Here is a 25,557-nt window from a genome sequence, read left to right on the forward strand (position 1 = left end):
CCAATTCAAGTAATCACAATATCCAATTCCGAAACCCCATACTCCCGGGCTTTAGCACACCGTTCAATATAAAGTTCAACCACCCGGTCTTGGTGATTACTCTGTAAAAGTTCCTCAAAAATCTGTTGCGCCTGAGCAAAGTCTTCTTCTACATAATAGGAAACTGCTTCCTCAAACCGAGGAGTCGTGTCGGACTTGAAAGCAATCAAATCCTCAGGATTAGCATCATACACTTCAAAGATTTCCACTGGTTGACTTTTACCCTTCACATTGACTCGCCCTAGACGCCGATAATGATAACTGTCTCGATTATCCAGATCAGTCAAGGTGGGTTTACTAATCAAAATCTCTGCTCCATAAATCTTGGTTAAACTTTCCAAACGGGAGGCCAAATTTACAGTATCAGCAATCACGGTTGTATCCATCCGTTCAGATTCCCCCACTGTACCTAAAATTAAACTCCCCTTGTGCAAACCAATACCAATCGCAATCGGTTCATAACCACTATTGTTCCGATGGGAGTTATAACTATAAACTTGCTTTTGCATCTCAATGGCTGCCTTTAGGGCATGATCAGCCTTTTCGGGAAACAACGCCATCACCGCATCACCAATATATTTATCAATGAAGCCGTTATAATTACGAATCACTGGACTGACTCGACTTAAATAGTCATTGATAAAATTAAAATTGTCTTGCGGTGACATCCTCTCTGATAAACTAGTAAAGGAGCGAATATCCGAAAAAAGTACCGTCATCTCTTTTTGGACATAGTCCCCTAATTGGACATCAAGAATACTTTCCCTTTCTAAAAATTGCAGAAACTCCCGAGGCACAAAGCGTCCATAAGCTACATTAATTTTGGCTAACTGAAGATGGGTCTTAATTCTTGCTAGCAATTCATTCTTGGATATGGGCTTAGTTAAATAATCATTCGCTCCTGCTGCAAATCCTGCTACCAAATCTGAGATCTGATTTTTAGCAGTTAACAATACTACGGGTAGTTCATTCGGTAGAAATTTATCACGGATTTTTTTGCAGAACTCATAGCCGGTCATTTTCGGCATCATAATATCCAGTAAAATCAAGTCTGGTCTGCATCCTTGGCAAATTTTTGTGAATGCATCTAGGCCATTAACTGCTTGAATAATATTATAGTTGTGCAGAGAAAGATGGTTGACCAAAACCTGAAGATTTACTGGTTCATCATCTACAATCAAGATGTTAAATGCTTCGACGGTTGGTGATGATAGGTTCTGATCAGATATCAGGTGATCAGATATCAGGTGATCAGATATCAGGTGATTAGACATCAGGTGATCAGATATCAGGGGTTCAGAGTCATTTGCCATCGCCAAATAATTCTGAACCTGGGAAACTTCCTCTTGCTGTTTCCTCTCTACTTTACCTGTTGATATCGGTAGGGTGAAACTAAACTGTGAGCCAAGGTTTGGGGTAGACTCCACATCAATATCTCCGCCGTGGAGCTGCACCAGTTTTTTAGTAACCGCTAAACCTAACCCCACTCCTCCATATTTCCTATTAATGGAGCCATCCCCTTGTTCAAAAGCTTCAAAAATTCGGTCTAATTTATCAGGTGGTATACCAATACCTGTATCAGAAACGGTAATTTTTAGATAAGAATTTACCACCTCTGCTGACACTTTAATCGTACCACGTTCAGTAAATTTAATGGCATTACCCACTAAATTATAGAGAATCTGTTGGAGTCTGTTTTCATCAGCATCGACTGGGGGAATCGATGAGGAAACTTGATTAATCAGTTGTAGGTTTTTATTAACCACAAGGGGACGGGATAGCAATAAAACAACTTCTGTTATTTCTCGCATCCCCACTGGCTTAATTCTCAGGTTGATTTGTTTATGCTTGAGGGCAGAAAAATCCAGTAAATCGTTAACAAGCTGAGTTAACCGTTTGCCACTAGAGACAATCAGAGAAAGATTAGATGCTGTTGACTGGGATAACTTACCTGTTGCTCCATCAATCAGGGATTCAGCAATGCCGATAATGCCATTCAGAGGTGTTTTAAGTTCATGGGATGTATTGGCTAAGAATTCATTTTTGAGCTGATCCATTTCCTGAAGAGCAGCATTCTTAGTTTCTAGTTTCTGGTTATACTCCTGTAGCAGTTGCCTGGTTTCAGCAAATCGTCGTTCTAAAATTAATGCTAAGGATAGGATAAACAGCAACATTCCCCAAGGATACAATCGTTGATACCAATTTTCCGGTTCAAAGCGATAAACTAAAATATCATGCATTCCTCCTATAGCCAGGATAGATAATCCGAAACTAAATAGTTTAGCATAATAGTTTTTCTGAGTGATAGCTATAGGAATCGCATGGAGCAATAAAATTATTGTACTACCCAGGAGCAAGTAGTGATCAATAGATATCTCATACAACCAGGAACTTTTGTAGATAACAATTAATCCTAAAGAAATGACCGAATAAATTAGGTGAATTTGCCATAACCGCTGGATGATGGAAAAGTAGCCTGAGCCAAATATTTCTTCAAAACCAATAAGAGTGAGAATAGGAAGAAAACAAAAAGCCGTATATCGAATATGCTCCCAATTCAGTGAATCCTTAAATAATAAGGGAATAATGGTTGATTGGCTAATGTTGTAAACCCCACCAGCTATGGCTAATAATCCAAAGGCTAGAATTAATCGTTTATCTTGAGACCGGAATAAACAGGTTAAACTAAACCATAGGCCAATTAAAATAAAAATACATCCTAAAACGGTGCTTATTTCGTCTTTGAACAAACACCGAATTACCTTAAGTTTAGAACCAATAACTATCCGGTCGAAAAATCCGATGTAAATAGACTGTTCAGTCCCTACATAAACATTAATGAACAATGATTTGCCGGAAAAATTTGAATCAAGAGGAACAATTGGCCATTGATACCCGTCACCATTAGCTGGAGGCAATGAGTTAGGGGATAATCGGGTATAAATCAGTTCCTGATCTAAATAAGCTTCTAGTATATTCGGAACTGCTCCGAGATAAAGAGTGGGAGATTGCCATTTACCGTCTGGTAACTTAACCTTTAACCAAACATTGTTTTGCTGTTGATCTGCCGGTGACTTCCATAATCTTTTTGGAAACGTAAATTCTTTCCAGCAAGGCTCGCCCTTGGCAATCTCGACCTTAGTACAAAGCTTGGCATGACGGAGGTTATTCATAGAAACATCACCCCAGAGATAGTGCCATCCTTGGGTAATCTTCAATGGTGGCAAGGTTTTAGATGCCTGAGATTGTGCTTGACTAGGTGCTATGGTTAATAGGCTAATCAGTACTGATATCAAAAAAGCACCCAAACACAAGGGGATTTGGGCACGTTTCCAACTAAACATACGTTTCACTGGTATCTCCTGGAGGGGCTATGGGTAACACCCCTCCTCTACTAGTTTAAGTTGGATTTTGGAGCTTGGAAACTGTTTGTTAAACTTTACTTACCAGTCTCTGATTCTTCAATGTTCAAATACATCTCGATAGTGCAACAAATCGAGAGATACCATAGTCGGTAACGCTTCAAAGCACTGTTGAGCTAGTTGCCAACGGTCTTCCCGTTGCAGCATATTGATCAGTTTTTGCCGCACATTCAACAAGTAGCGTACATCATTAGCAGCGTATTCCAACTGCTCATCGGACAGGTTAGCGACATTACCCCAGTCAGAACTCTGAGCACTTTTATCCAAATCTATCCGTTCTAGCTCTTTGACCAATTCTTTGAGACCATGGCTACTAGTATAAGTGCGGGCTAACTTACTAGCAATCTTGGTGCAGAATACAGGATTGACTTCAATACCGAGATTTTGCCTGAGCATAGCAACATCAAACCGAGCAAAGTGAAATACTTTGAGCACATTAGTCGCTTCTAACAACTGTTTTAATCGGGGTGCTTCGGTTTGTCCTTTGTCAATGCGGACAAAGGTGACTCGTCCTAGTGGATCACACAGCTGTACAAGACATAAGCGATCGCGTTGGTAAATCAGTCCCATGGTTTCGGTATCCACGGCGAGGGAATCTGCCCTTAGATACTCTTGGCATATAGATTCGGGTAAATCGCGATCGCAAACTTGAAAATCCTTCAATTCTTCAATTACAGTTGTGTTGGTCATTGGTTCAAAGGTTATAGGTTGTAGGTTCTAGAAGTTTGTTGGATGGGATAGTGTTTGATGCGATAGTTTTGATGGGATAATATTCTTAGGGAGAACTCCCAGGATTTGGTTGATTCGATGCTCCTATGGGGTACCGTTTCTGTTCCCATGAGGAGAACGGAAAAGGCACAGTTATTCGTGAAGATGACAGTCACCACTGATACTAACCACTAGCGGTAGTGTTAGTTATCGCTTTAAAGCGATGTTATAGCACCATAACTAGCAACTAAATCACAGTGGTTACTAGAGTTAAGGACCCTTGATCAAAACTTGAGTTAATTCCACAGTAAAGATAAGCATTCCCAAACTAATCTTGAGCAATGCTTTTGGCATGAGCAGGCTGGCTAAACCCTGGGCTCTAATTTCTGGGAATTTCTAATTTCTGGGAATTACTGTATCGTAGTTTACAATTTACCCTTGACAGTCCACATGTCCTACTTATTTTTTATTTTTTTAATCTTTCGAGGTCTGAGCTGACATAAATTTAGCAACAGTTTGCACATCCTTATCACCCCGACCGGAACAGTTAATCACGATCTGGGGATTACCACTGAGTTGGGGACACAGAGTTTCGAGATATGCGATCGCATGAGATGTTTCCAGTGCCGGTATAATTCCCTCCAGCTCAGACAACCGTTGAAACGCAGCCACCGCTTCTTGGTCTGTAACACTATAATACTCTGCCCGACTACTATCTTTCAAATAGCTATGCTCTGGACCGACACCAGGATAGTCCAATCCAGCACTAATCGAGTGAGCTTCGAGCACCTGACCATCATGATCTTGGAGCAAATAACTCATTGCCCCGTGCAACACTCCTGGTCGTCCAAGAGTGAGGGTAGCCGCATGTTTAGCAGAATCCACACCAGCGCCTGCTGCTTCCACGCCAATCAACCGCACAGTGGGTTCATTAACAAACTCATGGAACAGGCCCATGGCATTGGAGCCACCTCCCACACAAGCTAACAATATATCCGGCAAACCGCCCCACTTTTCCAAACATTGAGCGCGAGTTTCCTGGCCAATCACAGCATGGAAATCCCGTACCATTTTTGGGTAAGGATGAGGACCTGCCACTGACCCAAGGATATAGTGAGTGGTTTCGACATTTGTCACCCAGTCTCGAATCGCTTCCGAGGTCGCATCCTTGAGAGTACCGGTTCCAGCCGATACCGGTTGCACCGTTGCTCCCAGTAGCCGCATCCGAAACACATTCAGGGATTGCCGTTCCATGTCCTGAACGCCCATATAAATGACGCATTCGAGACCAAATCGAGCACATACTGTTGCGGTAGCCACACCATGCTGACCCGCTCCCGTTTCAGCAATGATGCGCCCCTTACCCATGCGCTTGGCTAGCAATACTTGAGCCAGAGCATTATTAATTTTGTGAGCACCGGTGTGATTTAAATCTTCCCGTTTTAGATAAATTCGTGGTCCACTACCATCAGATTTGGTATAGTAGTTACTCAGACGTTCAGCAAAATACAGAGGACTAGGACGTCCCACATAGTCTCGCAGTAGTTGTTGTAGTTCCTGTTGGAAATCCGGGTCATTACGGTATTGCTCAAAAGACTGCTCTAGTTCACTCAGAGCAGGCATCAGGGTTTCTGGAACATATTTACCACCAAATTTCCCAAAACGTCCCAAAGCGTCCGGTTGTTGGGTGTGGTGATCCCTATGGTCACCGATACTAAGGGGTAGGGGGGTTTTAGTCACAGCGGTGTCAAGCAATTATAGAACGAACATCTCGACTATTTATTATAAAACCCAAAATCCCTTACCACCAGTCCCATAGGATTTTGTATCAACATTAACAATTATTTTTGAGCTACTGTAGAAAAGTAATGACCATAATTACCAAGCCGGTGCCTTAGCAGCTTACCATGAATGAACCAACTGATCAACAAATAAACAATCACTCCAATTCGGTAGAGACAGATGTTCAGCCAAAGGTCAGTGTCGAAGAATTCAGTATTAGTGGTAATGACCTGATTGACAAAGTTAAAGACCTAATTAATCAGGGGAATATTCGCCGAATTATGATCAAAAATGACCAGGATCGGATTTTGTTGGAGATTCCGCTAACTTTTGGCGTATTAGGAGGATTTACTGCTATTTTCTGGGCTCCTTGGTTACTCCCCCTGGGAGCGATCGGGGCATTGGCGGCTCGATTGAAAGTAGTGGTAGAACGAAAGGAATAGCGGTCGATATATCGTAGATATCTACCCTAACCCCTAAACAGGTATGGGACATCCTAGAGAAAGATTGCCTGCGATCGCTAAAGATGCTAAAAATATCTTAAGATATACTTAAGATATAATTTGAGCGGTCAACTTTGAGTTGTCAGCTTTGAGTTGTCAGCTTTGAGTTGTCAGCTTTGAGTTATCAGCTTTGAGTTATCAGCAGTCAGCCAAAAGCCTAGAAGTCACTCTGGACAACTAAACTAATTATGCCAGTGGGACTTAGATAATCATGGGTTTCTTGGTGTTTAGCTGGGGGGTTGCCAGTGCCACTGAGGTGCTTGGTGGCTTCAGCAAAGCAACCTGAGCAAAGCAACCTGAGCAAAATTGCCTAATCCTAGCTTCAAGCCGACTCTGAAAACTATCAGTAATTTCAATAATCTCCGGGACTGGATAAGTCAGTGGTATCACTGAGTTTGACCAGGGGCTGGTAAAGGACAGCAATTGACATCATTCAAGCAAACTTTGCCCCACTTTAAGGCCCAACGAACCAAACCCACCCGGTTATCAGTGGAAGTTTTGGTCAGAATGTTACTGATATGATTATCAACAGTGCGCTTACTGATTGCCAGCTCCTGGGCGATTTCGAGATTGGTTAAACCAGCCGCTACATGTTCGATGATTTGCAATTCGCGGTAAGACAGAGTTGCATGATTCTGGGATTTACCACTAGCCATAAGTAATTTTTCTCTAGTAGATATACCTATCTTATCTGATTTTACCGCCAATGGTGACCCGCTTCACTTAATTTGCCATGGGGAAATTAAGTGATTATCAATAAACAGGACAAGGAAGAGTATAGGAAGTGTGGCAGGAGTGTGGCAAGCATGGTAAGCGTGGTAAGTGTGGTAAGCGTGGGGAGTCAGATCAGCAACTGGCGTCGAAACGTAAGCTTATGCGCTACGCGCACGCTACACCGAACAGCTTTCAGCCATTCCCGTAGCGTGGCCAAGGCTGACGGCTGACGGCTGACGGCTGAATGCTTACGTCGAAACTTCTGAAATTCACATGAATGGAGAGCAACTAATGGAAGGTCTTAGTGATTTTATTAACCAGAGAATGGAAGAGTGGAAAGTCCCAGGGCTGGCAGTCGCTATTGTTCACGATAGCGAAATCATCTTTTGTGAAGGCTTTGGTTTTAGGGATGTAGAAAAAGGCTTAAAAGTAACCTCTAAAACCCTATTTGCGATTGGGTCTTGCACTAAAGCCTTTACCACAATGGCTATGGGCATCTTGGCTGAGCGAGGAAAATTAGATTGGGATAAACCAGTTCGACATTATCTGCCCACGTTTAAACTATACGATGCCTATGCTAGTGAACACATGACTCTCCGTGACCTGGTCACTCATCGTTCTGGCTTACCCCGTCACGGTTTCATGTGGTATAACAGTCCTTTCACTCGTAAAGAAATAGTTGAGCGCTTACAGTATCTCGAACCTAATCATGAATTGCGGAGTGTCTATCAGTATCAAAATTTGATGTACATGACCGCTGGCTACTTAGTCGGTCAAATTGCCGAGAGCAGCTGGGAAGAATTTGTTCAGCAGGAAATTTTTAATCCTTTGTCGATGGCAGACAGCAATTTTTCCGTTGTCAAATCCCAGGAGACTGAGGATTTTTCCCTTCCTTATCGAGAGAAAGATGACGTAGTTAAAGCCATCCCATTTCGCAATATCGACACTATTGGTCCTGCTGGCTCTATTAATTCCAATGTTACTGATATGGCGAAGTGGCTTCTACTCCATCAAAACCAGGGAAACTATGAGGATAAGCAGATTATCAACCCTGGTATTCTGACTGAGATGTATACACCACAAATCGTGAAGCCGTCATCCCTTGAGTATCCGGAATTCTGGCATTACTCTTATGGATTAGGATGGTTTCTCACTGCCTACCGAGGTCATAATCACGTCCAGCATGGGGGTGGTATTGACGGATTTTCTGCCCTGACAACGTTGATGCCTCAAGATAAAATTGGTGTGGTAGTTCTCACCAATCTCCAAGGAACCCCATTGCCAGATATTATAACTTATCACATTTGCGATCGCTTGCTTGGTCTCGACGAAGTTCCTTGGAATGAAAGGCAGAAGAGTAAGGTTGAGGAAGCTAAACAAGCGGCTGAACAAGGCAAACAGAACACCAAACCACAGCCTAAAACTGGCACTCAACCATCACATCCCCTAGAAGATTACACAGGAGATTTTGAGCATCCCGGATACGGAATAGTTTCCATTGCGCTCAAAGATCAGCAGTTAACGGCAACTTATAATTCCATCGTTGCGGAACTAAAGCACTACCACTATGATAGTTTTGAATTACTATCAGAGGGTTCTGATAATTTTCAACTATTATCATTCTTTAATGACCCCAAAGGAATTATTCAGAGACTGTCCATACCTCTAGAACCGAAGGTGAAGGATATTGTATTTGAACGAATCCCTGACCAAAGCATTTTAACCACTAGTTTTATGGAAAAATTTGTGGGTGAATATGACATTTCTGGTCAATCTATGACTATCTTTATCAAAGATAATAAACTATTTGTGTCATTAGCTGGTCAGCCAGAGATAGAGTTAGTTCGTTACCAAGGAACCGAATTTAATTTTAAGGATTCCCCAGCAGGATATAGTATTAACTTCACTACCGATAATGGTGGGGTTGTGACTCAAGCAGTGATTACTCAACCCAATGGCGTATTCACGGCTAATAAAAAAGTGTCTACGTAAGCTATAGAAAAGGGAGTAGGGAGAATAAAATTGACGTAAGCTATCAGCTATCAGCTATCAGCTATCAGCTATCAGCTATCAGCTATCAGCTATCAGCTATCAGCTATCAGCTATCAGCTATCAGCCTATGCGCACGCTACTTGAGGTGCTAATGCGCTACGCGCACGCTACGCGAACAGCTTTTGAATAAGCGATGCAGCGCCGACCTGCGGGGGTTTCCCCCACTCGCGCTTTGCATCAAGACAACAGGTCAGCATTCGAATAATGCTGAGTTACCTCCCAGCGTCGTTCGCACAGCGTGGCCAAACGCGCACGCGTGGCCGTTCGCGTAGCGTGGCCAAAAGGCCAAAAGGCCAAGGCCAAAGCCTGTGCCACAAAGCTGACTGCTGACTGCTGACTGCTGACTGCTGACTGCTGAATGCTTACCTTCTGCAAGAAGTCTAATGACTAATTTCTTGAATTCAAACCTTCCATCTACTCAACCTCTATCCAAGGTAATTGCTAATCACATTGCTACAGCACCTAACCAGGGAATTACCTTTGCCCAGTACATGGACTTAGCACTATACCATCCACAGCTAGGTTACTACGCTTCTGGTGCAGTTAACATTGGTTCATCAGGAGACTTTTTCACCTCACCTCACTTAGGAAAAGACTTCGGGGAATTACTTGCTGAACAGTTTGCCCAAATGTGGGATATCCTCGGACAACCTAATCCCTTTACCCTGATGGAAGTGGGAGCGGGACAGGGCCTCCTAGCAGCAGATGTTCTAGTTTACTTGCACCAGCACTACCCAGATTGCTATGGTGCGGTAAATTACATCATTGTGGAAAAGGCAACAGCAATGATTGCTCAACAGAAGCAGCTGTTGTTGAAACTAAACCTACCCAGACTCGACAATCACCAGCCCTCGTTACCTGTACGGTGGTGTTCTTGGGAAGAAATACAAGACAATTCCCTGACTGGTTGCTGTTTCTCTAACGAATTGGTTGATGCATTACCGGTACATCAAGTTGTGCTGCAAGCAGGAGATCTCAAAGAAATTTATATCGCAACTGTTGATCAGGATGACGATGACATTAAGTTTGTAGAAGTTTTAGATACCCCTTCTACACCCCAACTGAGAGAGTATTTTGATTTGGTAGGTATTGATTTGTTCTCTGGTTCCTATCCAGAGGGCTATCGCTGTGAGGTGAATCTCGCTGCACTGGATTGGATTAAAACTGTTGCGAAACGGTTAAACCAGGGATTTGTCCTAACGATTGATTATGGCTATCCAGCCCAAAAGTATTATTTGCCAGCCCGTGATCAGGGAACATTACAGTGTTATTATCGCCACCGGCACCACAATAACCCCTATAGTTATATCGGCGAACAAGACATTACGGCTCATGTGGATTTTACTGCCCTAGAGCAACAAGGAGAGTTATGTGGTTTGGGTAAGGTAGGTTTGACCAAGCAAGGGTTGTTTCTAATGGCATTGGGATTAGGCGATCGCATAGCTGCTCTTTCTGAGCCTAGAGAAGGGGGAAATGCGAACGCAACAGCACAGGATGTGATCAAGATTATGCAGCGTCGCCAACGGTTACACCAGTTGATCGATCCAACCGGATTGGGTGGCTTTGGGGTTTTAATTCAAAGTAAGGGATTAACGCCATCAGCAGAAGGGGTGGCCCTTAAGGGGTTGACGGTACCACCGATCAGCTAATAGCGCTGGGAGCGGGGAGATGGGGAGATTTTTATTAAGGGTAATTATCGGTTCTCATAGTAATCAGGTAAACAAGATTTTTTCCCAATTCCCAATTCCCGATTCCCGATTCCCAATTCCCGATTCCCTAAAATCCCAAATCCTACATATCACAACTGAAGTTCCCCCAAAGTTTGAACTACTCGAAACCTCAATCCCAAGCTCTGTGGCGTTCCTAGGCTTGTCGGTACTTATTGCTACTGGGTACAGTCTTATTGAGAATGCTCACAACGTTTATCTGAAGGGCGTTTGAGCGATGCAGAGGTGCGACCCGTGGCGAATTTAATTCGCCTACGGAAAGCGCACCATTACGGTCTTGGGGAGCCAGTGCGGTCTTGGGGGTCTCCCCCATGAGCAACTGGCGTGGTTTCCCCCACTCGCTATTGCATCAAGAAGCGATTTGGTTCTCAAATAAAAATGCGACCAGTGCCTATAGTTGGATTATATTCCAATTGCAGACATACTTCAAGAACCAACATGGGTACACAATTTTTGGGCTCAATCGCTATATCCCTTATGGGGAGAGCTTTTAACTAGTATAGTAGTACAAATGAACGGGGGAACTTCAGTCACAAAAAATTCACACTTGTTTTAGATAGTGTATTTGTTGAATCTTGGCTAGAGGCGATTCATGCACCAATCGCCTCGTTACTTATATTTAGGCTAGTTTTCAGTCAACTAATCCCACCGAGGTAAGCATTCAGCCGTCAGCTGTCAGCCGTGAGCTTAAAATAAACCTCTTTCGTGAGAATTTAATAGTTCGAGATTTTACAGAATTGAAAGTTTGGGGAAAAGCCCATTGCCCATTGCCCATAGGCCCACGCTACGCTAACAGCTTTCCGTACAGAGATTAAACGAAGCTTACCTATGCAAGCTGAAAGCTGATGGCTGATAGCTGAATGCTTACCCACCGAGTAATCAGATTAGAAAATTTTTTCTGGATGAATAAACTGGTAACCTGCATCAATTATCTTTTTATTTGACACTCGGGCATTGTAAGGTCGGGCTTTAGTAACGGATGAATCCCAGGATACGGGGGGTAAGTTGTGCTGTTTAAATACTTTTTCAAGCAATTCTTGATAAGTCAGGATTTGATCATCTACTAGATTATATATCCCTTGCAGTTGGTGAGAACGGACAAATTCTATCCCACCCACTATGTCATCTAGATGAATCCAATTGGTGACTTCTTGACCCGAACCCTCACGAGTAGTACCTGCGAATCGACCAAATATTTTGACTAGTTCCCGCTTCGGACCATAAATTCCTCCCAGACGCAGGATACAAACCTTCAGATTAGGATTGGATGCTGATAGTAATACCTGCTCAGTTTCTGCCAGAATTTCATAATTTGGACTCGCGGGAGCAATCGGTGATGTTTCGTCTACCCAGCCTCCCTGTCGATCACCGTACACAGCATAGCTTCCCGTGTAAATTAGCTGTCGTACCGTAGGAGCGTTTTTGAGCACAGAAACTAAGGTTTGGGCTGTGTCTAAGTAGGCTTCTTGATAGACCTTGCCATTGGCAGCACCCACAGACAGAAGAATAATCTCCTGGTTTTTCACTACCGATTCGAGACCAATAGGGTCGTTTCCTTTAACCACAACCACTCGGTCAGCAATTGTTTCTAGTTCTCGGACCCGCTCAGGGGTAGTAGTGGTTACTGTAGTGGATAACCCTAACTCTTGATGCCAAAGGTGAGCAACAGCACTACCCACGTATCCACAACCAATGATTGCTACATTCATAGCTCGTATGTTTTAAAATTCGATTATTATAAAAAATCTTACCTTCGCGCAAGCTTTACCCGGGTGTATCTCAATGCATGAAATTAGGCAAAAATTCCCGCGCCCCCGCCCCACACTTCCCGCGCCCCCGCCCCACACTCCCCTCCTTTTTTACAAATATGAGATGCACCCGCTTTACCCCTTGGGTCTTTCCTTGAAAACCCCGTCTTTTTCAAGGGGGGATGAAACGTGAGCGTGTAGGGCGGTTTAATTATTTTAGGTCAAGTAGCTGAGACTATTGTTCGCGTAGCGTGGCCAAAGGCCAATAAAATTTACCATAAATTTGTCATTATTTGATCAATAAAACAACTAGTGGAGTAATGGCAGTATTAAATAATAAGATGAAATTGATTATTCGTCAAAGCTATGGGTTTAGAAATTTTTATAATCTGAGGGAAAAGCTGTTAGCTTGCTTGTTTATAGCAATTATCATAGCTATGAGGTACACAATTTCGGGATTTTAGGGAACAGCGGATCTGGGAACAGCGGATCTGAGAAGAGAGAAGAGGGAATAAGGAATAGCGATGCGCTACATCAAGACAGGGAATCAACGTCAAAGAATACTGTACCTCATAACTGCGATAAACGCTATAAATAAGCTTAGCTTATCACCACAGGGACCGAAGAGCCCAATTATTTAAAAATAAGTTAAAAAAACAATAAATTATTGCCCAAATCCTTCCTCCGTAGAGTAAAGTAAAAAGTATCGCCAGAGATAGGGTACTGCGTAATCCTTGCCTAACAATTTGGTCACCTAGGTCGGCTTAGAAGCAAACAACTAGTTAGCTATCAACAGCCGGAGAAACAAGTTACAGCAGGGAATGCGGAAAACTGGGTCAATAAGACCTAAAACCCTTCGGGAGATTTGCCCTAAGTGCTTGGTTGGTATAAACCTATCAGCTTATGGCGAGTCGATGAACCGAGAATCCCCCGTGCGAGCAATCCCTCGCACGGGGGAATGTCAAGATAGAAAAATTTAGCTATCAGCAAGCCCCAAGTCTATATGGCTCGCTACACTCGTTCCATTAAAATCACTATTTCCCTTGATCGTCTTCTACCGTTACTGATTGAGGTTCTAAAATCCTGCCATTTTGAGATTCTCTACGAGAGTGATGACTATATAATGGCAAGAGAGAGTCCGGATAATATATCCTTTACCAAGCTGGTTACAGTGGACGTATTGATTGACAAATCGAAAGCCACTGAGCAACAAGTGCCCATAAATTTTGTCGTCAAAAATGAAGAGTTACCTCTACAGGTTAATAACCATTGTCGGCAAATGTTTGAGCTACTTCAAGAGGCAGTTAATAACAATCCCGATTGGCAAATTGTGGAGGAGCTAGCTACTTAACAAGTAAGTAATCAGTAATCAGTAATCAGCAATCAGCTATCAGCTATCAGCTATCAGCTATCAGCAATCAGCTATCAGCAATCAGCTATCAGCTATCAGCTATCAGCAATCAGCAATCAGCTATCAGCTATCAGCTATCAGCTATCAGCTATCAGCTATCAGCAATCAGCAATCAGCAATCAGCTATCAGCTATCAGCTATCAGCTATCAGCAATCAGCAATCAGCAATCAGCAATCAGCAATCAGCAATCAGCAATCAGCTATCAGCTATCAGTTTTTGAATAGCTTTTGAATAAAAGAGGTTTATTTTAAGCAGCTCAAGTAGCTTGGCCATTCCCGTAGCGTGGCCAACGGCTGACCGCTGACGGCTGAGCGCTGACCGCTGAGCGCTGACCGCTGAATGCTTACGTTAACAACCTAGCTAGTTAACAATAGTTTTAAAAACATCTTCTCCATTGTAGCTCGCTACCAGCTGCATTTTTAAAGGACCAGCTGTGTAGGCAGTTTCTTGCGCAATAGCTTTGACATTAAGGGGTTGACTATACTGCTCCAGCTGCTCAATAAAGTTGGTTAGGGTGGTCAGCCGACCATCTCCGACTTGGATATCACCCAAAATCCCAGCGCGACGAGCACGGAACTCAGAGGCTGCCAACAACTGATCGAGCCGCTTCCGAATTTGCTCATTGGTCATAGTTGAGGGATTAGTTGAGATGGTAGCAAGGACATCACCCCCCTTAAAGACAACCTGATTGAGGGCTGCATCTGCAAATACTTGTATTGATTTTTCCCCCTCAACGTAGTTACCCGCTGAGAGAATTCGCACCACGTAGTCTCTACCATCTTTAATCTGCTGGATTAACTGATCTACTTGTGCTTGAGTAATTTGCACCAGTGGCTCTTGGAAATTACTGCTACTAGCACGGGTAATGTCTACAGCTGTCTTATTAGCTTGGCTCAACAGTTGATCAACAGCTTGATTTACGGCTGTTGGATCGACAATTCGTACTACTCCAGAGGTGAGTACCTGACCACGAAATAAAGCAACATTTCCCTGACGCAGTACTCGATAATTCTGATAGTACTGTTCTAGAATTGCGAGTTCCCGTTTTAAAAAAGCCAGTTGTTTTTCTTGTGATTCAAGTTGTTTATTACGTTTAGCAAGTTGACTCTCCTTTTGTTTAAGTTTTTGTTCAAGTTCTTTAAGTTCTTGTTCGAGTTCTTTTAGGAAAGTTTCACGCTGAGCAATGACTTGATCTCGTTCAGCAATTTTCTGGTCAAATTGTTTTATAGCTTGGTCTTTCTCAGCCAGCTCCTGATCCCGCTGTTGGATCGTTTGGTCTTGTTTGAGGATAGCTTGGTCTCGCTCTTGGATAGCTTGGTCTCGCTCTTGGATAGCTTGGTCTCGCTCCAGCATTTCCTGATCCCGTTTCTTCACCAATTCTTTTAATTGAGTGATTTGGCTCTGGAGTTGGGTAATTTGTTCATTGAGTTGATTCCGCTGTTGGATTAGCAGCTGACGTTCCCTGAGGAGTGACTTAATTTCAGTACGCAGCACCCCAACCTGAGCAGAGACGTCTTTCAGTTGATTTTGAGCCTGTTGGAAATTTCGATTAGTTTCATCCAGACGCTTCTGAACCTCTATTTGCTCTGCTTTGGCCTCGGCTAACTTCTGCTCTACTCGATCTTTCTCATCCTCTAATTGGCTGACCTCCCGGCGAGCACTTCTAAGTTTTTTGAGGATATTATCAAGCTCAAAAATCCCATCTCGTAGAGACTCACTGGTGGCAAACAAAATCCCCAAGGTCGAGGCAGAAATTAAGCCACCGGTGATAATTGTTACTACCGTGGCAGTAGTACGGGGACGTAGATTAAATAAACTCAGCCGTGCTTTTCCTACTCGTGTACCCATGCGATCGCCTAAGGTAGCGAGTAACCCCCCCAACACCAAAATTGAGGCAATCAGGATATAAGCGCTGGTCATCTAAAGCCTCACGGGAGAGTGGAAACTACTATTATTTATGTGGTCATTTATGTGGTGGAGGAAACGCGAGGAGGCGATTTTAACTGCTGTCAAAGTACTACAATAATAGTTATACAAAAAAAACTTTAAGGTTGGCTGGGACTCCCAGTGGTGGGAAATTCCACTGAAAAGACAATCAATCGAAATGATTGATTGGCTACAGCCACGTAGTCTAGTTTTAGCCCCTGCAAGCAAAGGCTTTAAGGCTAGTGAATCAAACCACATACTTACAAACCACATACTTACAAACCACATACTTAAAGGTAACCTCAACCCCCACCACCGTGAGAGAGTAGCGGTAATTGGCACTGCCTGATGGACTGCAAGCCTATTGGTTTTACGGAAGGTGAGGTTGATGTGGTTGTTTCGAGCAATGGCTAACATTTGTTAGTTAACTCCTCCGAAGAATCTGCGCCTATGGAAGAGCGCAGAGTTTCAATACTGCATTGTTGTCTATCCAGATACAGCCTATCTCATAGCTGTAGAGAATTATGTTTATTTATGGTAAACTACCCAAAAGATTTATCGACTTCCAGCACCAGCAGTAGGGCATGGGGAGTAACCCATAGACTAACAAATCATCCCTAGTTTGTACAAAGCGCGCTCCAAACAATAGACCTGGTAGTTTTGAGTTATCAAACTAACCTTGAAATCCCTAAAATGTTTATAGAATTCGTAGCAAATATTTTTGTTTAAAATTTTTGTTTAAAGAATTATTTCCTTGGGCTGTAACGCTTATATGCTACACTCTACAAGTCTTTGCATAAATGAAGTATACCACGCCTCACACCCTACCCGAGATAACCACACGATACCGGATACAGACCGATGATTACTCCAGATGAATGCCATACAGACGGGTAGGTGTCCCATCTGGGCATCTAGATTCCATTTGATTTTACTATAGGCTATCCAATCTCCCCTCACTCTCCAACCGATGCGTTCACCTAGCCTGACGCAGTCTCCTGCCACCTCTTGATAAATGGACTGCTGAACACTAAGCCCAAAGTGTCCTTGGCTGTATCTTACCCAAAGTTGGTCAATGGTCAGCAGGTCAGCACAGGGAAATGTTTTGAGCGACTCTATATCTAGCCATTTTTCAGCTTCTCGACCTGCTGCTTCCAAGAGTACCCTGGCTGTCTCTAGGTCAGCTTCTTTCCACTTGCCTGCTGCTAGTAAGTCTCGCAGTTTAGTGTAGTCTACTCCTTTTTCAGAACGCAGTTTGAGTTCAGGTTCATAGTGATTTCGTGTCATAGGTTTGCGCTATGGTGATGGGAGTTGATCTGCAAAGATACAGTAAAGATAAAGTTTTGGCTTGTCTGTCAGGTGTGGGGTACACCCATCAACCATAGCATTGCCCCAGGAGTCAACTACCAGACACTGACGGCAAAGCCATAGAGCAATAATCGAGAAATTATAGGTATTAGGCTAATCGTATTAGGTATGAGCTACAACAGGGGCACTTGAGCACCTCCGTCCTAAGAGAGCTAGCCAAGTTTCAACAGAACCCTAAACCCTAGAGCCTAAACCCTAAATTATGTTCGCGAAGGGTGACGGCAGGTCAAACAGGTATCTAAAAAACAAAATATGTAACAAAATGCGATCGCTTAGCGGCGACCTAGGAGCATCGCGTAGCGTGGCCTACGGTCAATCGCATCTTTACAGATGTTCCTTGTAGTGCTTCAATGTATAGCCTGTGGTTAAGGAGTTTAACAGGAAACCCGCCCGAAGAGGCTTAGGGGTAACACCCCTCATTCAAATTAACTACCAGTATCCGAAAATTACTGGTAGTCTAATTTAATGAACATTAGACCTGCTCCCGTTTAGTTGCTCCATTTCTGTTGACGGTTGGCACTAAATAAGCAACTATAAAGTGTCAACATAAGGTGTCAACATAAAGTGTCAACAAAACCAAGTTTCACCGAATCGTGCAGGTAAAATGTGGCTCAAACGGGTTTTTAATGCAAATTCTTACGTTGGAGCAAACTTAAAATTATGGCACCTGTATGGCCCCTAAAGACGGTCGTGTTTCAAACTCTCTTCCTGCTGGTGGTAATTGCGGTGGAAGGGATAGTCTTACAACGAGGGCTAAAACTCAACCGCAAAACCAGCATGCAGCAAGCAGCATCGATTAATCTACTTTCCACTATTGTAGGTTGGTGCTGTTTTTTTGCCCTTCACGACCAACTCCCTACGGAATTTCAAGGCCAGATGATTAGTTATATCTTTTTCGATCACTTTTCAGAGGATAAGCCTGACAATTTTTATACTCTTATTGCTATGAGTGTGATCACAATTTTCTTTCTTTCCTTTATTATTAAGCTGGCAGGGCTGAGGTTACTCAAAATCTTTTTAGAACTAGCTGAAGATCAGGCAACTGGTTCCACATCGGCTTCCGACGAGGAAAAGTCATTATCCTTGAGGCGCTCTGGTCAGAGAGGATCGGGTGGGGAAAATCGAGCTATGGTCGTCCTCATTGCTAATTCCTGTAGCTATAGCGCTATCTTACTGCTTTTGTTTCTGCGTTTCCTTTATGTCAACCCCATTAGTGGATAACTAGCGTCGTGAAATTTTTCACATCCCTATTCGAATTTGTCATTGGCTTAGCGGTGGTAGACTGGGTGGTAAAGGTACTGAAACCTCCCAAGGCATTTTCCTGGCAGGCTCTAATGTGGCTAACTGTGTTTTCCTATGTAATGGCAGGGTTAGCCACGGGATTTGTACAACGGCTGATAGCAAGCTGTGGTGGTATTTTGTTTATTTTATTTGTCTACTGGGTAACGGCAGCGGCGGCTAAGCTAAGAATTGCCAAGAAGAACAAAGACGCCAAGACAGGCTTGCCCCTGGGTCCCTGGATTACCGGCGCATTAACTAGTATTTATCTATTCGGCATCAATTTAAACCTTGGAGAATACCAGCCCGAAATTCAGGGTATCAGTACCTATTTATTCGGCATCGACTCAAGGGACGTATCATCCTGGACGTTCATTAGTTGGCCATTGATATCAGCCGTAATTGCGACTTTACCTTATATTTTAGCAGTAAGATTGGAGCTAAAAAAACCATCTCCAGCAGAACGTCAATATCTAGTTATATTATTCGGTAGCCAGCTCTTGATTAGCTGCTGGATACAGTTTTATTTCGTGATTCAAAACTGGCTAGTGCAATATCCTAGCTTACTGAGTGATGATTTTATCCATAGTTCCTTTGTCTGGAAATTGCCCTCTGCCCAAGTCACTATGCTATCTAGAGGTGTATCGATATTAGAGGGGATGGAAGTTCAATTGAAAGAAGAGTTGAATGCAAAATCTTGGTCAGAGGTTGAGAAATCCCTGCTTAAGGTAAATCACCAAAAGTTACTGAAGGAGATTGAATATCAAGCCAAGCAAAGCTCACCGGTTGCTGAAGATCCTCTATGGAAAGTAACCTATAAATTTTCATCCAGGGAGTCTGGGTATGACTATAACTTAGACTTGCAGGCCAATTGGAACGGTCCCCGTTCAAGCCCTGACACCAAACCTGAGTATTATTCCTTCACCAAGTCTTGTCGAATTAAGCAGGTGGATGGGCGATCAGGGTTAGGTTCTCAAGCAATTGGTAATGTGGAATGCCAACCCTCTAGGACAGGGGAAATTGAGGTGTTTGCTGACCAAGGAAAACGGTAAAAAGTAAAATTAAAAAGACTTGCTTACATCAAAATAGAAAATAGCAACTAGGAAATAGCAACTAGGAAATCTAGGATTTATAAATAGGACACGAACAATATTGCTGATTTTTAAGAACACAAAAAAATCCTCCAAGCTCTTTCCTACTGCTCCCTACTCCCTGCTCCCTGCTCCCTTGTTACTTTAATCCTATGTTCACAACTCAAATAAAAATGCTATAGCAAATACTAAATACCAATTATCAAATAACAAAAGACCAATGACCAATGAGGAACAACAAATTCCCATTCGTGGTATCAGAGGACTGGGAAAGTGTAGCAGCACGAGGATACTATCAGCCCTCCCCTAACATCACAGTAGCTGAATCGGGGGGAGCTTACCAATTACCGCTCTCCTTTGAGACTCACTCACCCAAGGGATGCCCTAGGATACCACCGGATATTCAGCTGCGGCAGTATCAGCGGCAAGCGGTGGCAAATTGGTTTGCCCATCGGGGACGAGGAACCCTGAAAATGGCAACGGGTAGTGGTAAAACTATTACTGCTTTAGCGATCGCAACGGAACTGTATCAAAAAATTGGTTTACAGCTGTTGCTGGTAGTTTGCCCTTACCGCCACTTGGTCACCCAGTGGGCAAGAGAATGCGAACACTTTAATCTAGAACCGATATTAGCCTTCGAGAGTGTCTACAGCTGGCAGAGTCAACTATCTGCCCAGCTATACAACCTCCAGGTTGGGAAACAATCGTTTATTACCATAATCACTACCAATTCTACCCTGATCAAGGAGGGTTTCCAGTCTCAGCTGAAGTATTTTCCTGAAAAAACCCTGATAGTGGGAGATGAAGCCCATAATTTCGGGACTACCCGCATCGAAAAGAGTTTACCCCGTAACATTGGACTGCGCCTTGGTCTGTCAGCTACACCGGAACGGTATTTTGATGAAGCTGGAACAGAAGCATTGTTTGACTATTTTGGTTCGGTATTACAACCAGAACTGACCTTAGCCGATGCTATTCGCCAAGGAGCGCTAGTGCGTTACCTCTACTATCCGGTGTTCGTGGAATTAACAGAGGCGGAAAATATTGCCTATGCTAAGTTAACTCAACGGATTGGTTGGGCATTAGGGGAAGCAGACGATATAGAAAATGACACTACTTTAACATCGTTATTGATGCAACGAGCTCGGTTAGTTGGGGCGGCGGCAAACAAGTTAAGGGCGTTGCAGCGGTTAATGGCTAAGCGACTGAACACCTACCATACCTTGTTTTATTGTGGGGATGGTTCGGTAGATGGGCAAGTGAGTAATGAAAGCAACCGTCAGTTAGCAGCAGTAACCCAGTTACTAGGTTCTCAACTGGGGTATCGGGTCAACACGTACACTGCCCAGACACCGTTGGCAGAACGGGAGGAATTACGTCGTCAATTTGAGCGGGGGGAGTTGCAGGGGTTAGTAGCAATTCGATGTTTGGATGAAGGGGTGGATATTCCATCCATTGAAACTGCGGTAATTCTGGCAAGTAGTAGCAATCCCCGCCAATTTATTCAGCGGCGGGGGCGAGTGTTGCGACCGCACCCAGGTAAGGAACGGGCAACGTTATTTGACATGATTGTTTTGCCCCCAGATTTGGGACGGGAAACTTGGGAAGTGGAACGGAGTTTGTTGAAAAAGGAATTGAAGCGATTTTTGGAGTTTGCTGAGTTGGCGGATAATGCTGGGCAGGCCAGGGTAAAATTGCTGGAAATTCAGCAGCGCTATGGAGTGCCAGATTGCTAATTGCCAAGAATGCGATTGGGGGGTTGTGAGAGTGGCTTTATGATTGTCGCTAATTTTTCCCCCATGCCCCCTGCTCCCTGTCCCCCTGCTATTTGAGAAAAGGTACATATGCGAACCGGATTTGGTATAATCTCTAAGTTTCGCCTATATACGCCCATAGATGATGATTTAAGATGAACATTCCCTCGATTTGTAGCTATAACGAATGGGACCCTCTCGAAGAAATAATTGTGGGAACTATTGACGGGGTTACAGCCCCTGTTTTAACCCATGACATAAAAACCTTCATACGAAAGGACTATTGGAGCTTCTATCGAGAGCATGGGGGGAAACCCTACCCCACAGAATTGGTGAAGAAAGCCGCCAAAGCTCTAGATAACCTTCAAGAAGTGCTTGAAGGAGAAGGTGTCATTGTACGACGACCAGAAGCTGTTGATTATGCCCATCATATTTTTAAAACACCTTATTTTACATCAGCGGGATTCTTTAATGCTGATGTGAGGGATGTCTTGCTTGTTGTGGGCGAGGAAATCATCGAAGCGCCTATGTCTCAAAGATGCCGCTATTTCGAGTTCTTGCGCTATCGTCCCCTGATTCAGGAATATTTCCAGCAGGGAGCAGGCTGGACAGCGGCTCCCAAGCCCAAAATGTCTGATGCCCTCTACGATTGGGACTATCCTGAAGAAGATATGGCCTTTTTCCGGGGGGAATCTGGTGTACCAGATAGCGTTGGTCCTTTGAATGGGCGCTTCATTACTACCGAGTCAGAACCTTGCTTCGATGCAGCTGATTTCACTCGCTTCGGCAGAGACATCTTGGCACAGAGGAGCCACGTCACCAACGACTTGGGAATTCAGTGGATGCAGAGGCATCTTGGCTCGGAGTACCGAGTCCACACAGTCAAGTTCCGTGATCCAGCTCCCATACATATGGATGCAACTTGGGTTCCCATCGGCGAAGGGCGTGTCTTGTCTTGCCCTGACCGTCCGTGCATCTCACCGGATATCCTAGAGATGTTTAAGCAGGGAGGATGGGAAATTCTTTATCCTCCCAGGGGCGTAGCAAACGCCGAATTTCATATGTCCAGCCGCTGGCTTTCTATGAATATTCTGATGATTGATCAGGAGCGAGTGGTTGTGGAGAAGAGTGAGGAACCAACGATTAAGTTTTTTAAAGAGATAGGCTTAAAGCCAATTTTAGTGGACTTTAAAGACCATTATGTTTTTGGAGGTGGGTTACATTGTGCAACTTGTGATGTACGCAGGCGTGGTATGTTGAAATCCTACTTTTAAATTTGGGTAGTTTCAATATGCAGCGAGCATAGCTAGTTAAGGAACAAAATTGGATACCAAGCAACAAAATTGGATACAAAAAAAAGCCATTTATACTCCCGATCAATTGAGCGTTAATGGTGTCGAAGTAATGCAGGACTGGGAAATTCCGTATATGAAGAAGTTGGCTTCAATCGCAACTTCAAATGGCGGACAAGTACTAGAATTAGGCTTTGGACTTGGATTATCAGCAGGTTTTATTCAAGACTCCCCCGACATTGAGAAACATACGATCCTTGAAGCCCACCCAGATGTACGCGAATTCGCGCAACAAAAATTCCCTGAAGCCTTGAGGATAGGTAGGATGGAAATTGTCCCAGGTTTTTGGCAAGAGGTTAGTTCACGTTTTGATGATGAGAGTTTTGATGGGATTCTGTTTGATACTGTCCCACTAACTCCAGAGGATGCAGGAAGTTTCCACCAACACGATTTTTTTAAGGAAGCGGGTCGGTTACTCAAAAAAAATGGAACATTTACTTATTTTTCACGGGTTGCCACTGAAATACCAGAAGCACATCAAAAACTATTGCAAGAAGCTGGCTTTTCCAAGATCGATTTTGAGGTTGTTGATGTAAATCCACCCCTACCTTCTCAGTATTGGGACTACAAAACAATCGGAGCTCCCATCATTAAGAAATGACCCTACCATCTTCTCTATTCTTGAGGTCTCAAATATTGCATTAACACTTAGGGACTCTTGGAGACTGGTTCCATACTATGGGTAAATCGATCAAATGTCTTTTAGTCAAGGATTTCGACAATAGATCTCTAAAATCTAATCAGGAGAAGTTTACAATCATTGGGGACAGCAACTATCGGGACTTAAACGATAAAAAGAGCAAAATTATGGTATAATCTATGATGGATCAACCTTTCACGTCGAAAGGGCGATTTACTCGCCCTAGGAGGCGCGCACCGTGATTATTTGATCACCAATGTTGAGGCAAAAAAAAGTAACAAAACAGTGGATAGTAATGACCTATTCCCAAAGAAATTGGGTGGAAGTATTTTCTTGGGAAGCCAAGGGTTGGCTAGGGTTGAAAGAATACCAAGTCAGGGATAAAAGAAGTCTAATTCACCATTTTATTCTAGTATTTTGTGCCTATATTTTTATTCTTTGGCATAAGTTAACCGGGGGATTACTTTGGCGATGGGCGTTCCAAACCTTGGCCACGCTACGCGAATGAATACTTTTACAGAAGCCTTGGAGGCTTTCCGTACAGCTATGTCTTTTCGTTTCTTTAATTGGCTAACTAACTCACAATCAGGAGGTGTTTGCTGCTTATAAAGCCAGTTTAGGCTTCATTTGGGCTTGATTTTTGTTTAAGTCCCACTAAAAGACCAGTTTTTCTGGCCTCTCACGATTTTTGATCAAAAAAAGCGATGCAGCGCGGTCTTGGGGAGGCAGCGCGGTCTTGGGGGTCTCCCCCATGACCGCGCTGCCGTGGTTTCCCCCACTCGCTATTGCATCAAGACACGGTGGCAGTGCCACCGATTACGACAATAAGGATGTTACTATTCTTCCGGTTCAAAATCTTCCTTACCGACCCCACAGACCGGGCATACCCAGTCATCTGGAATGTCTTCAAAGGGTGTGCCCGGTGCAATGCCACTATCTGGATCCCCTACCTCTGGGTCATATACATAGCCGCAAGCGGTACAGACATATTTCTTCATGGATATTCTCCTAAATTAGTGTTCTTCTCTCATGATTCTGATCATATCGTGTCCCGTTGTTTCGTTAGTGTTCTTTGTTATTGTTTTTTTATAAATTAATTCCATGACTCCCATGGCACTGAGCGACCAAGTAGTTCTTCCAATGCTGTAACTTCCTGTTTATAATACATAGTAAGAGCATTTTTGATAGCTGGTGAAATCGACACCTTTTCCTGAGGCTGCACATTAAGGCGTAAATAGATCGGATCCAAGGCTCGTCGAATTTTCCTCAAAACTTTGTGAATGGGTTTGTTTTGGGTATATTGACGCATACACTTTAAAAACTGCTCATAATTCCGGTGAAACCACCAATTTTTTACTGCCTTGCTGGGATTATATACTTTAAAGAGATAATCCCCATAGAAGCTGGAATCAATTCCTGCAAATCGACAAATTTTTTCAAGCACATATTTGGGATTACGGGATAATTCTTCATAAAAAGCCACATAAATTCTATCGGATCCGAATAACTCAAAGTAAGGTTTTAAGTAGACATAATAACGCCCTTGCTCAAGGGAACGCATATAGGTATAGGTATTTTCGTGCTCAAAATTATCTTTAATTAATTGCTGGTCAACATAGTTATCAAAGCTGATATTTTGAGGAAGATACTCTTTCTGTTTAGCAAATTTATACCAAGAGATTAAGCGAGAAACCGGTTCCCGTAGGATAAATATAAGTTTAACATTTGGTAGAGATTGTTTTATTTTATGGGGTGTACCTGATGAGTAAAGATAGTCTGGTGTTGCCTCCATCCGAATTTTTTCGACATTGGAGCACTGAGCATAACGAAAAATATCATCATATTTTTCTAGACCATCTTCATATCGATAGTTTGAAGCTTCTGGATAATCTTGATCCAAAAAGAAGCGAATTTCTTTGAGGTTAGAGGTACAAACTTCAGGATGATCAGCTAGATAATAAAATAGTGATGTGGTTGCCGCTTTTGTCGTGCCTCCAATAATCAAGTAAGAGTGCTGTTTAAAACTTGAACTATTCATAGA

21 protein-coding genes and 2 pseudogenes are annotated in these 25,557 nt (G+C 43.3%); 13 read left to right on the forward strand and 10 right to left on the reverse strand.

All coding sequences use genetic code 11. The features are described 5' to 3' along the window. Positions 1-5 precede the first annotated feature (5 nt). From F6K64_RS03345 to trpB, 3 genes are all read right to left on the reverse strand, one after another. A complete protein-coding gene (locus F6K64_RS03345) occupies positions 6-3,383 on the reverse strand; it encodes an ATP-binding protein (RefSeq protein ID WP_287264915.1) in 3,378 nt (1,125 codons plus the stop codon). 117 nt (positions 3,384-3,500) lie between these two features. Further along, positions 3,501-4,151 carry a ribonuclease H-like domain-containing protein gene (locus tag F6K64_RS03350; protein ID WP_287264845.1) on the reverse strand — a complete coding sequence of 217 codons (651 nt, stop codon included), beginning with the start codon at positions 4,149-4,151 and terminating at the stop codon, positions 3,501-3,503. 492 nt (positions 4,152-4,643) lie between these two features. After that, on the reverse strand, positions 4,644-5,909 hold the full coding sequence (trpB, locus tag F6K64_RS03355) for a tryptophan synthase subunit beta (protein ID WP_287264847.1): 1,266 nt from the start codon (positions 5,907-5,909) through the stop codon (positions 4,644-4,646). 167 nt (positions 5,910-6,076) lie between these two features. Here trpB and F6K64_RS03360 point away from each other — a divergent pair, with 167 nt between their 5' ends. After that, a complete protein-coding gene (locus F6K64_RS03360; RefSeq protein ID WP_071104800.1) occupies positions 6,077-6,394 on the forward strand; it encodes a DUF4342 domain-containing protein in 318 nt (105 codons plus the stop codon). 446 nt (positions 6,395-6,840) lie between these two features. Here the strand turns inward: F6K64_RS03360 and pedR are convergent, their stop codons facing one another. Beyond that, complete coding sequence (gene pedR, locus F6K64_RS03365) at positions 6,841-7,110, reverse strand: photosynthetic electron transport-dependent transcriptional regulator PedR (RefSeq protein ID WP_008187694.1); 270 nt, start codon at positions 7,108-7,110, stop codon at positions 6,841-6,843. Between the two features lie 90 nt (positions 7,111-7,200). Between pedR and F6K64_RS03370 the strand changes: the two genes are divergently transcribed. Together F6K64_RS03370 and F6K64_RS03375 are read left to right on the forward strand one after the other, a co-directional pair. Then, the gene (locus tag F6K64_RS03370; protein WP_137985533.1) at positions 7,201-7,398 is read left to right on the forward strand and encodes a hypothetical protein; all 198 of its coding nucleotides are present in this window, start codon (positions 7,201-7,203) and stop codon (positions 7,396-7,398) included. A 43-nt stretch (positions 7,399-7,441) separates the two neighbouring features. Continuing rightward, positions 7,442-9,160 (forward strand): serine hydrolase, encoded by a 1,719-nt coding sequence (locus F6K64_RS03375; protein ID WP_287264849.1) that lies wholly within the window; start codon positions 7,442-7,444, stop codon positions 9,158-9,160. Between the two features lie 237 nt (positions 9,161-9,397). On the opposite strand, the gene F6K64_RS03380 is transcribed toward F6K64_RS03375, so the two are convergent. Next, complete coding sequence (locus tag F6K64_RS03380; RefSeq protein WP_131827042.1) at positions 9,398-9,595, reverse strand: hypothetical protein; 198 nt, start codon at positions 9,593-9,595, stop codon at positions 9,398-9,400. 8 nt (positions 9,596-9,603) lie between these two features. Between F6K64_RS03380 and F6K64_RS03385 the strand changes: the two genes are divergently transcribed. Both F6K64_RS03385 and F6K64_RS03390 read left to right on the forward strand, forming a co-directional pair. Then, complete coding sequence (locus tag F6K64_RS03385) at positions 9,604-10,869, forward strand: class I SAM-dependent methyltransferase (RefSeq protein ID WP_008187696.1); 1,266 nt, start codon at positions 9,604-9,606, stop codon at positions 10,867-10,869. Between the two features lie 19 nt (positions 10,870-10,888). After that, a complete protein-coding gene (locus F6K64_RS03390; protein WP_008187697.1) occupies positions 10,889-11,161 on the forward strand; it encodes a hypothetical protein in 273 nt (90 codons plus the stop codon). A 670-nt stretch (positions 11,162-11,831) separates the two neighbouring features. On the opposite strand, the gene F6K64_RS03395 is transcribed toward F6K64_RS03390, so the two are convergent. After that, positions 11,832-12,656, reverse strand: a complete 825-nt coding sequence (locus F6K64_RS03395) for an SDR family oxidoreductase (RefSeq protein WP_008187698.1) — start codon at positions 12,654-12,656, stop codon at positions 11,832-11,834. 320 nt (positions 12,657-12,976) lie between these two features. On the opposite strand from F6K64_RS03395, the pseudogene F6K64_RS03400 reads away from it, so the two are divergent. Beyond that, positions 12,977-13,159, forward strand: a pseudogene (locus F6K64_RS03400) (transposase); the annotation flags it as partial. Between the two features lie 539 nt (positions 13,160-13,698). Further along, the gene (locus F6K64_RS03405; RefSeq protein WP_008187699.1) at positions 13,699-14,046 is read left to right on the forward strand and encodes a hypothetical protein; all 348 of its coding nucleotides are present in this window, start codon (positions 13,699-13,701) and stop codon (positions 14,044-14,046) included. A gap of 421 nt (positions 14,047-14,467) precedes the next feature. On the opposite strand, the gene F6K64_RS03410 is transcribed toward F6K64_RS03405, so the two are convergent. Next, a complete protein-coding gene (locus F6K64_RS03410) occupies positions 14,468-16,027 on the reverse strand; it encodes a DUF3084 family protein (RefSeq protein WP_287248559.1) in 1,560 nt (519 codons plus the stop codon). 774 nt (positions 16,028-16,801) lie between these two features. Further along, complete coding sequence (locus tag F6K64_RS03415) at positions 16,802-17,320, reverse strand: GUN4 domain-containing protein (RefSeq protein ID WP_287264851.1); 519 nt, start codon at positions 17,318-17,320, stop codon at positions 16,802-16,804. Positions 17,321-18,061: 741 nt separating this feature from the next. On the opposite strand from F6K64_RS03415, the gene fraC reads away from it, so the two are divergent. From fraC to F6K64_RS03445, 6 genes and pseudogenes are all read left to right on the forward strand, one after another. Next, a complete protein-coding gene (gene fraC / locus F6K64_RS03420; protein ID WP_008187702.1) occupies positions 18,062-18,622 on the forward strand; it encodes a filament integrity protein FraC in 561 nt (186 codons plus the stop codon). A gap of 8 nt (positions 18,623-18,630) precedes the next feature. Beyond that, complete coding sequence (locus F6K64_RS03425) at positions 18,631-19,731, forward strand: DUF5357 family protein (protein ID WP_008187703.1); 1,101 nt, start codon at positions 18,631-18,633, stop codon at positions 19,729-19,731. Between the two features lie 266 nt (positions 19,732-19,997). Continuing rightward, positions 19,998-21,506, forward strand: coding sequence for a DNA phosphorothioation system restriction enzyme (locus F6K64_RS03430; RefSeq protein ID WP_008187704.1), 1,509 nt, complete (start codon positions 19,998-20,000; stop codon positions 21,504-21,506). Positions 21,507-21,679: 173 nt separating this feature from the next. Beyond that, a complete protein-coding gene (locus tag F6K64_RS03435) occupies positions 21,680-22,798 on the forward strand; it encodes a hypothetical protein (protein ID WP_008187706.1) in 1,119 nt (372 codons plus the stop codon). Positions 22,799-22,847: 49 nt separating this feature from the next. Further along, the gene (locus tag F6K64_RS03440) at positions 22,848-23,477 is read left to right on the forward strand and encodes a class I SAM-dependent methyltransferase (protein WP_008187707.1); all 630 of its coding nucleotides are present in this window, start codon (positions 22,848-22,850) and stop codon (positions 23,475-23,477) included. Positions 23,478-23,756: 279 nt separating this feature from the next. Next, positions 23,757-24,153: pseudogene (locus tag F6K64_RS03445) on the forward strand (IS701 family transposase); the annotation flags it as partial. Between the two features lie 199 nt (positions 24,154-24,352). Here F6K64_RS03445 and rd read toward each other — a convergent pair. Continuing rightward, positions 24,353-24,514 (reverse strand): rubredoxin, encoded by a 162-nt coding sequence (gene rd, locus F6K64_RS03450; RefSeq protein WP_008187710.1) that lies wholly within the window; start codon positions 24,512-24,514, stop codon positions 24,353-24,355. Positions 24,515-24,609: 95 nt separating this feature from the next. Then, positions 24,610-25,554: a sulfotransferase domain-containing protein gene (locus F6K64_RS03455; RefSeq protein ID WP_008187711.1), complete on the reverse strand. Its 945-nt coding sequence runs from the start codon at positions 25,552-25,554 to the stop codon at positions 24,610-24,612. Between the last annotated feature and the right edge of the window lie 3 nt (positions 25,555-25,557).

The sequence above is a fragment of the Moorena sp. SIO3A2 genome (assembly GCF_010672265.1).
GTDB lineage: Bacteria > Cyanobacteriota > Cyanobacteriia > Cyanobacteriales > Coleofasciculaceae > Moorena > Moorena producens.

Bases quoted from the DNA above. Each gene is read 5' to 3' on its own strand.
- F6K64_RS03410 (WP_287248559.1), bottom strand. From the start codon at position 16,027: ATGACCAGCGCTTATATCCTGATTGCCTCAATTTTGGTGTTGGGGGGG.
- fraC (WP_008187702.1), top strand. From the start codon at position 18,062: ATGGCACCTGTATGGCCCCTAAAGACGGTCGTGTTTCAAACTCTCTTC.
- F6K64_RS03385 (WP_008187696.1), top strand. From the start codon at position 9,604: ATGACTAATTTCTTGAATTCAAACCTTCCATCTACTCAACCTCTATCC.
- F6K64_RS03405 (WP_008187699.1), top strand. From the start codon at position 13,699: ATGGCTCGCTACACTCGTTCCATTAAAATCACTATTTCCCTTGATCGT.
- F6K64_RS03345 (WP_287264915.1), bottom strand. From the start codon at position 3,383: ATGTTTAGTTGGAAACGTGCCCAAATCCCCTTGTGTTTGGGTGCTTTT.
- F6K64_RS03430 (WP_008187704.1), top strand. From the start codon at position 19,998: ATGAGGAACAACAAATTCCCATTCGTGGTATCAGAGGACTGGGAAAGT.
- F6K64_RS03415 (WP_287264851.1), bottom strand. From the start codon at position 17,320: ATGACACGAAATCACTATGAACCTGAACTCAAACTGCGTTCTGAAAAA.
- rd (WP_008187710.1), bottom strand. From the start codon at position 24,514: ATGAAGAAATATGTCTGTACCGCTTGCGGCTATGTATATGACCCAGAG.
- F6K64_RS03435 (WP_008187706.1), top strand. From the start codon at position 21,680: ATGAACATTCCCTCGATTTGTAGCTATAACGAATGGGACCCTCTCGAA.
- F6K64_RS03350 (WP_287264845.1), bottom strand. From the start codon at position 4,151: ATGACCAACACAACTGTAATTGAAGAATTGAAGGATTTTCAAGTTTGC.
- F6K64_RS03395 (WP_008187698.1), bottom strand. From the start codon at position 12,656: ATGAATGTAGCAATCATTGGTTGTGGATACGTGGGTAGTGCTGTTGCT.
- F6K64_RS03390 (WP_008187697.1), top strand. From the start codon at position 10,889: ATGGGGAGATTTTTATTAAGGGTAATTATCGGTTCTCATAGTAATCAG.
- F6K64_RS03375 (WP_287264849.1), top strand. From the start codon at position 7,442: ATGAATGGAGAGCAACTAATGGAAGGTCTTAGTGATTTTATTAACCAG.
- F6K64_RS03455 (WP_008187711.1), bottom strand. From the start codon at position 25,554: ATGAATAGTTCAAGTTTTAAACAGCACTCTTACTTGATTATTGGAGGC.
- F6K64_RS03360 (WP_071104800.1), top strand. From the start codon at position 6,077: ATGAATGAACCAACTGATCAACAAATAAACAATCACTCCAATTCGGTA.
- pedR (WP_008187694.1), bottom strand. From the start codon at position 7,110: ATGGCTAGTGGTAAATCCCAGAATCATGCAACTCTGTCTTACCGCGAA.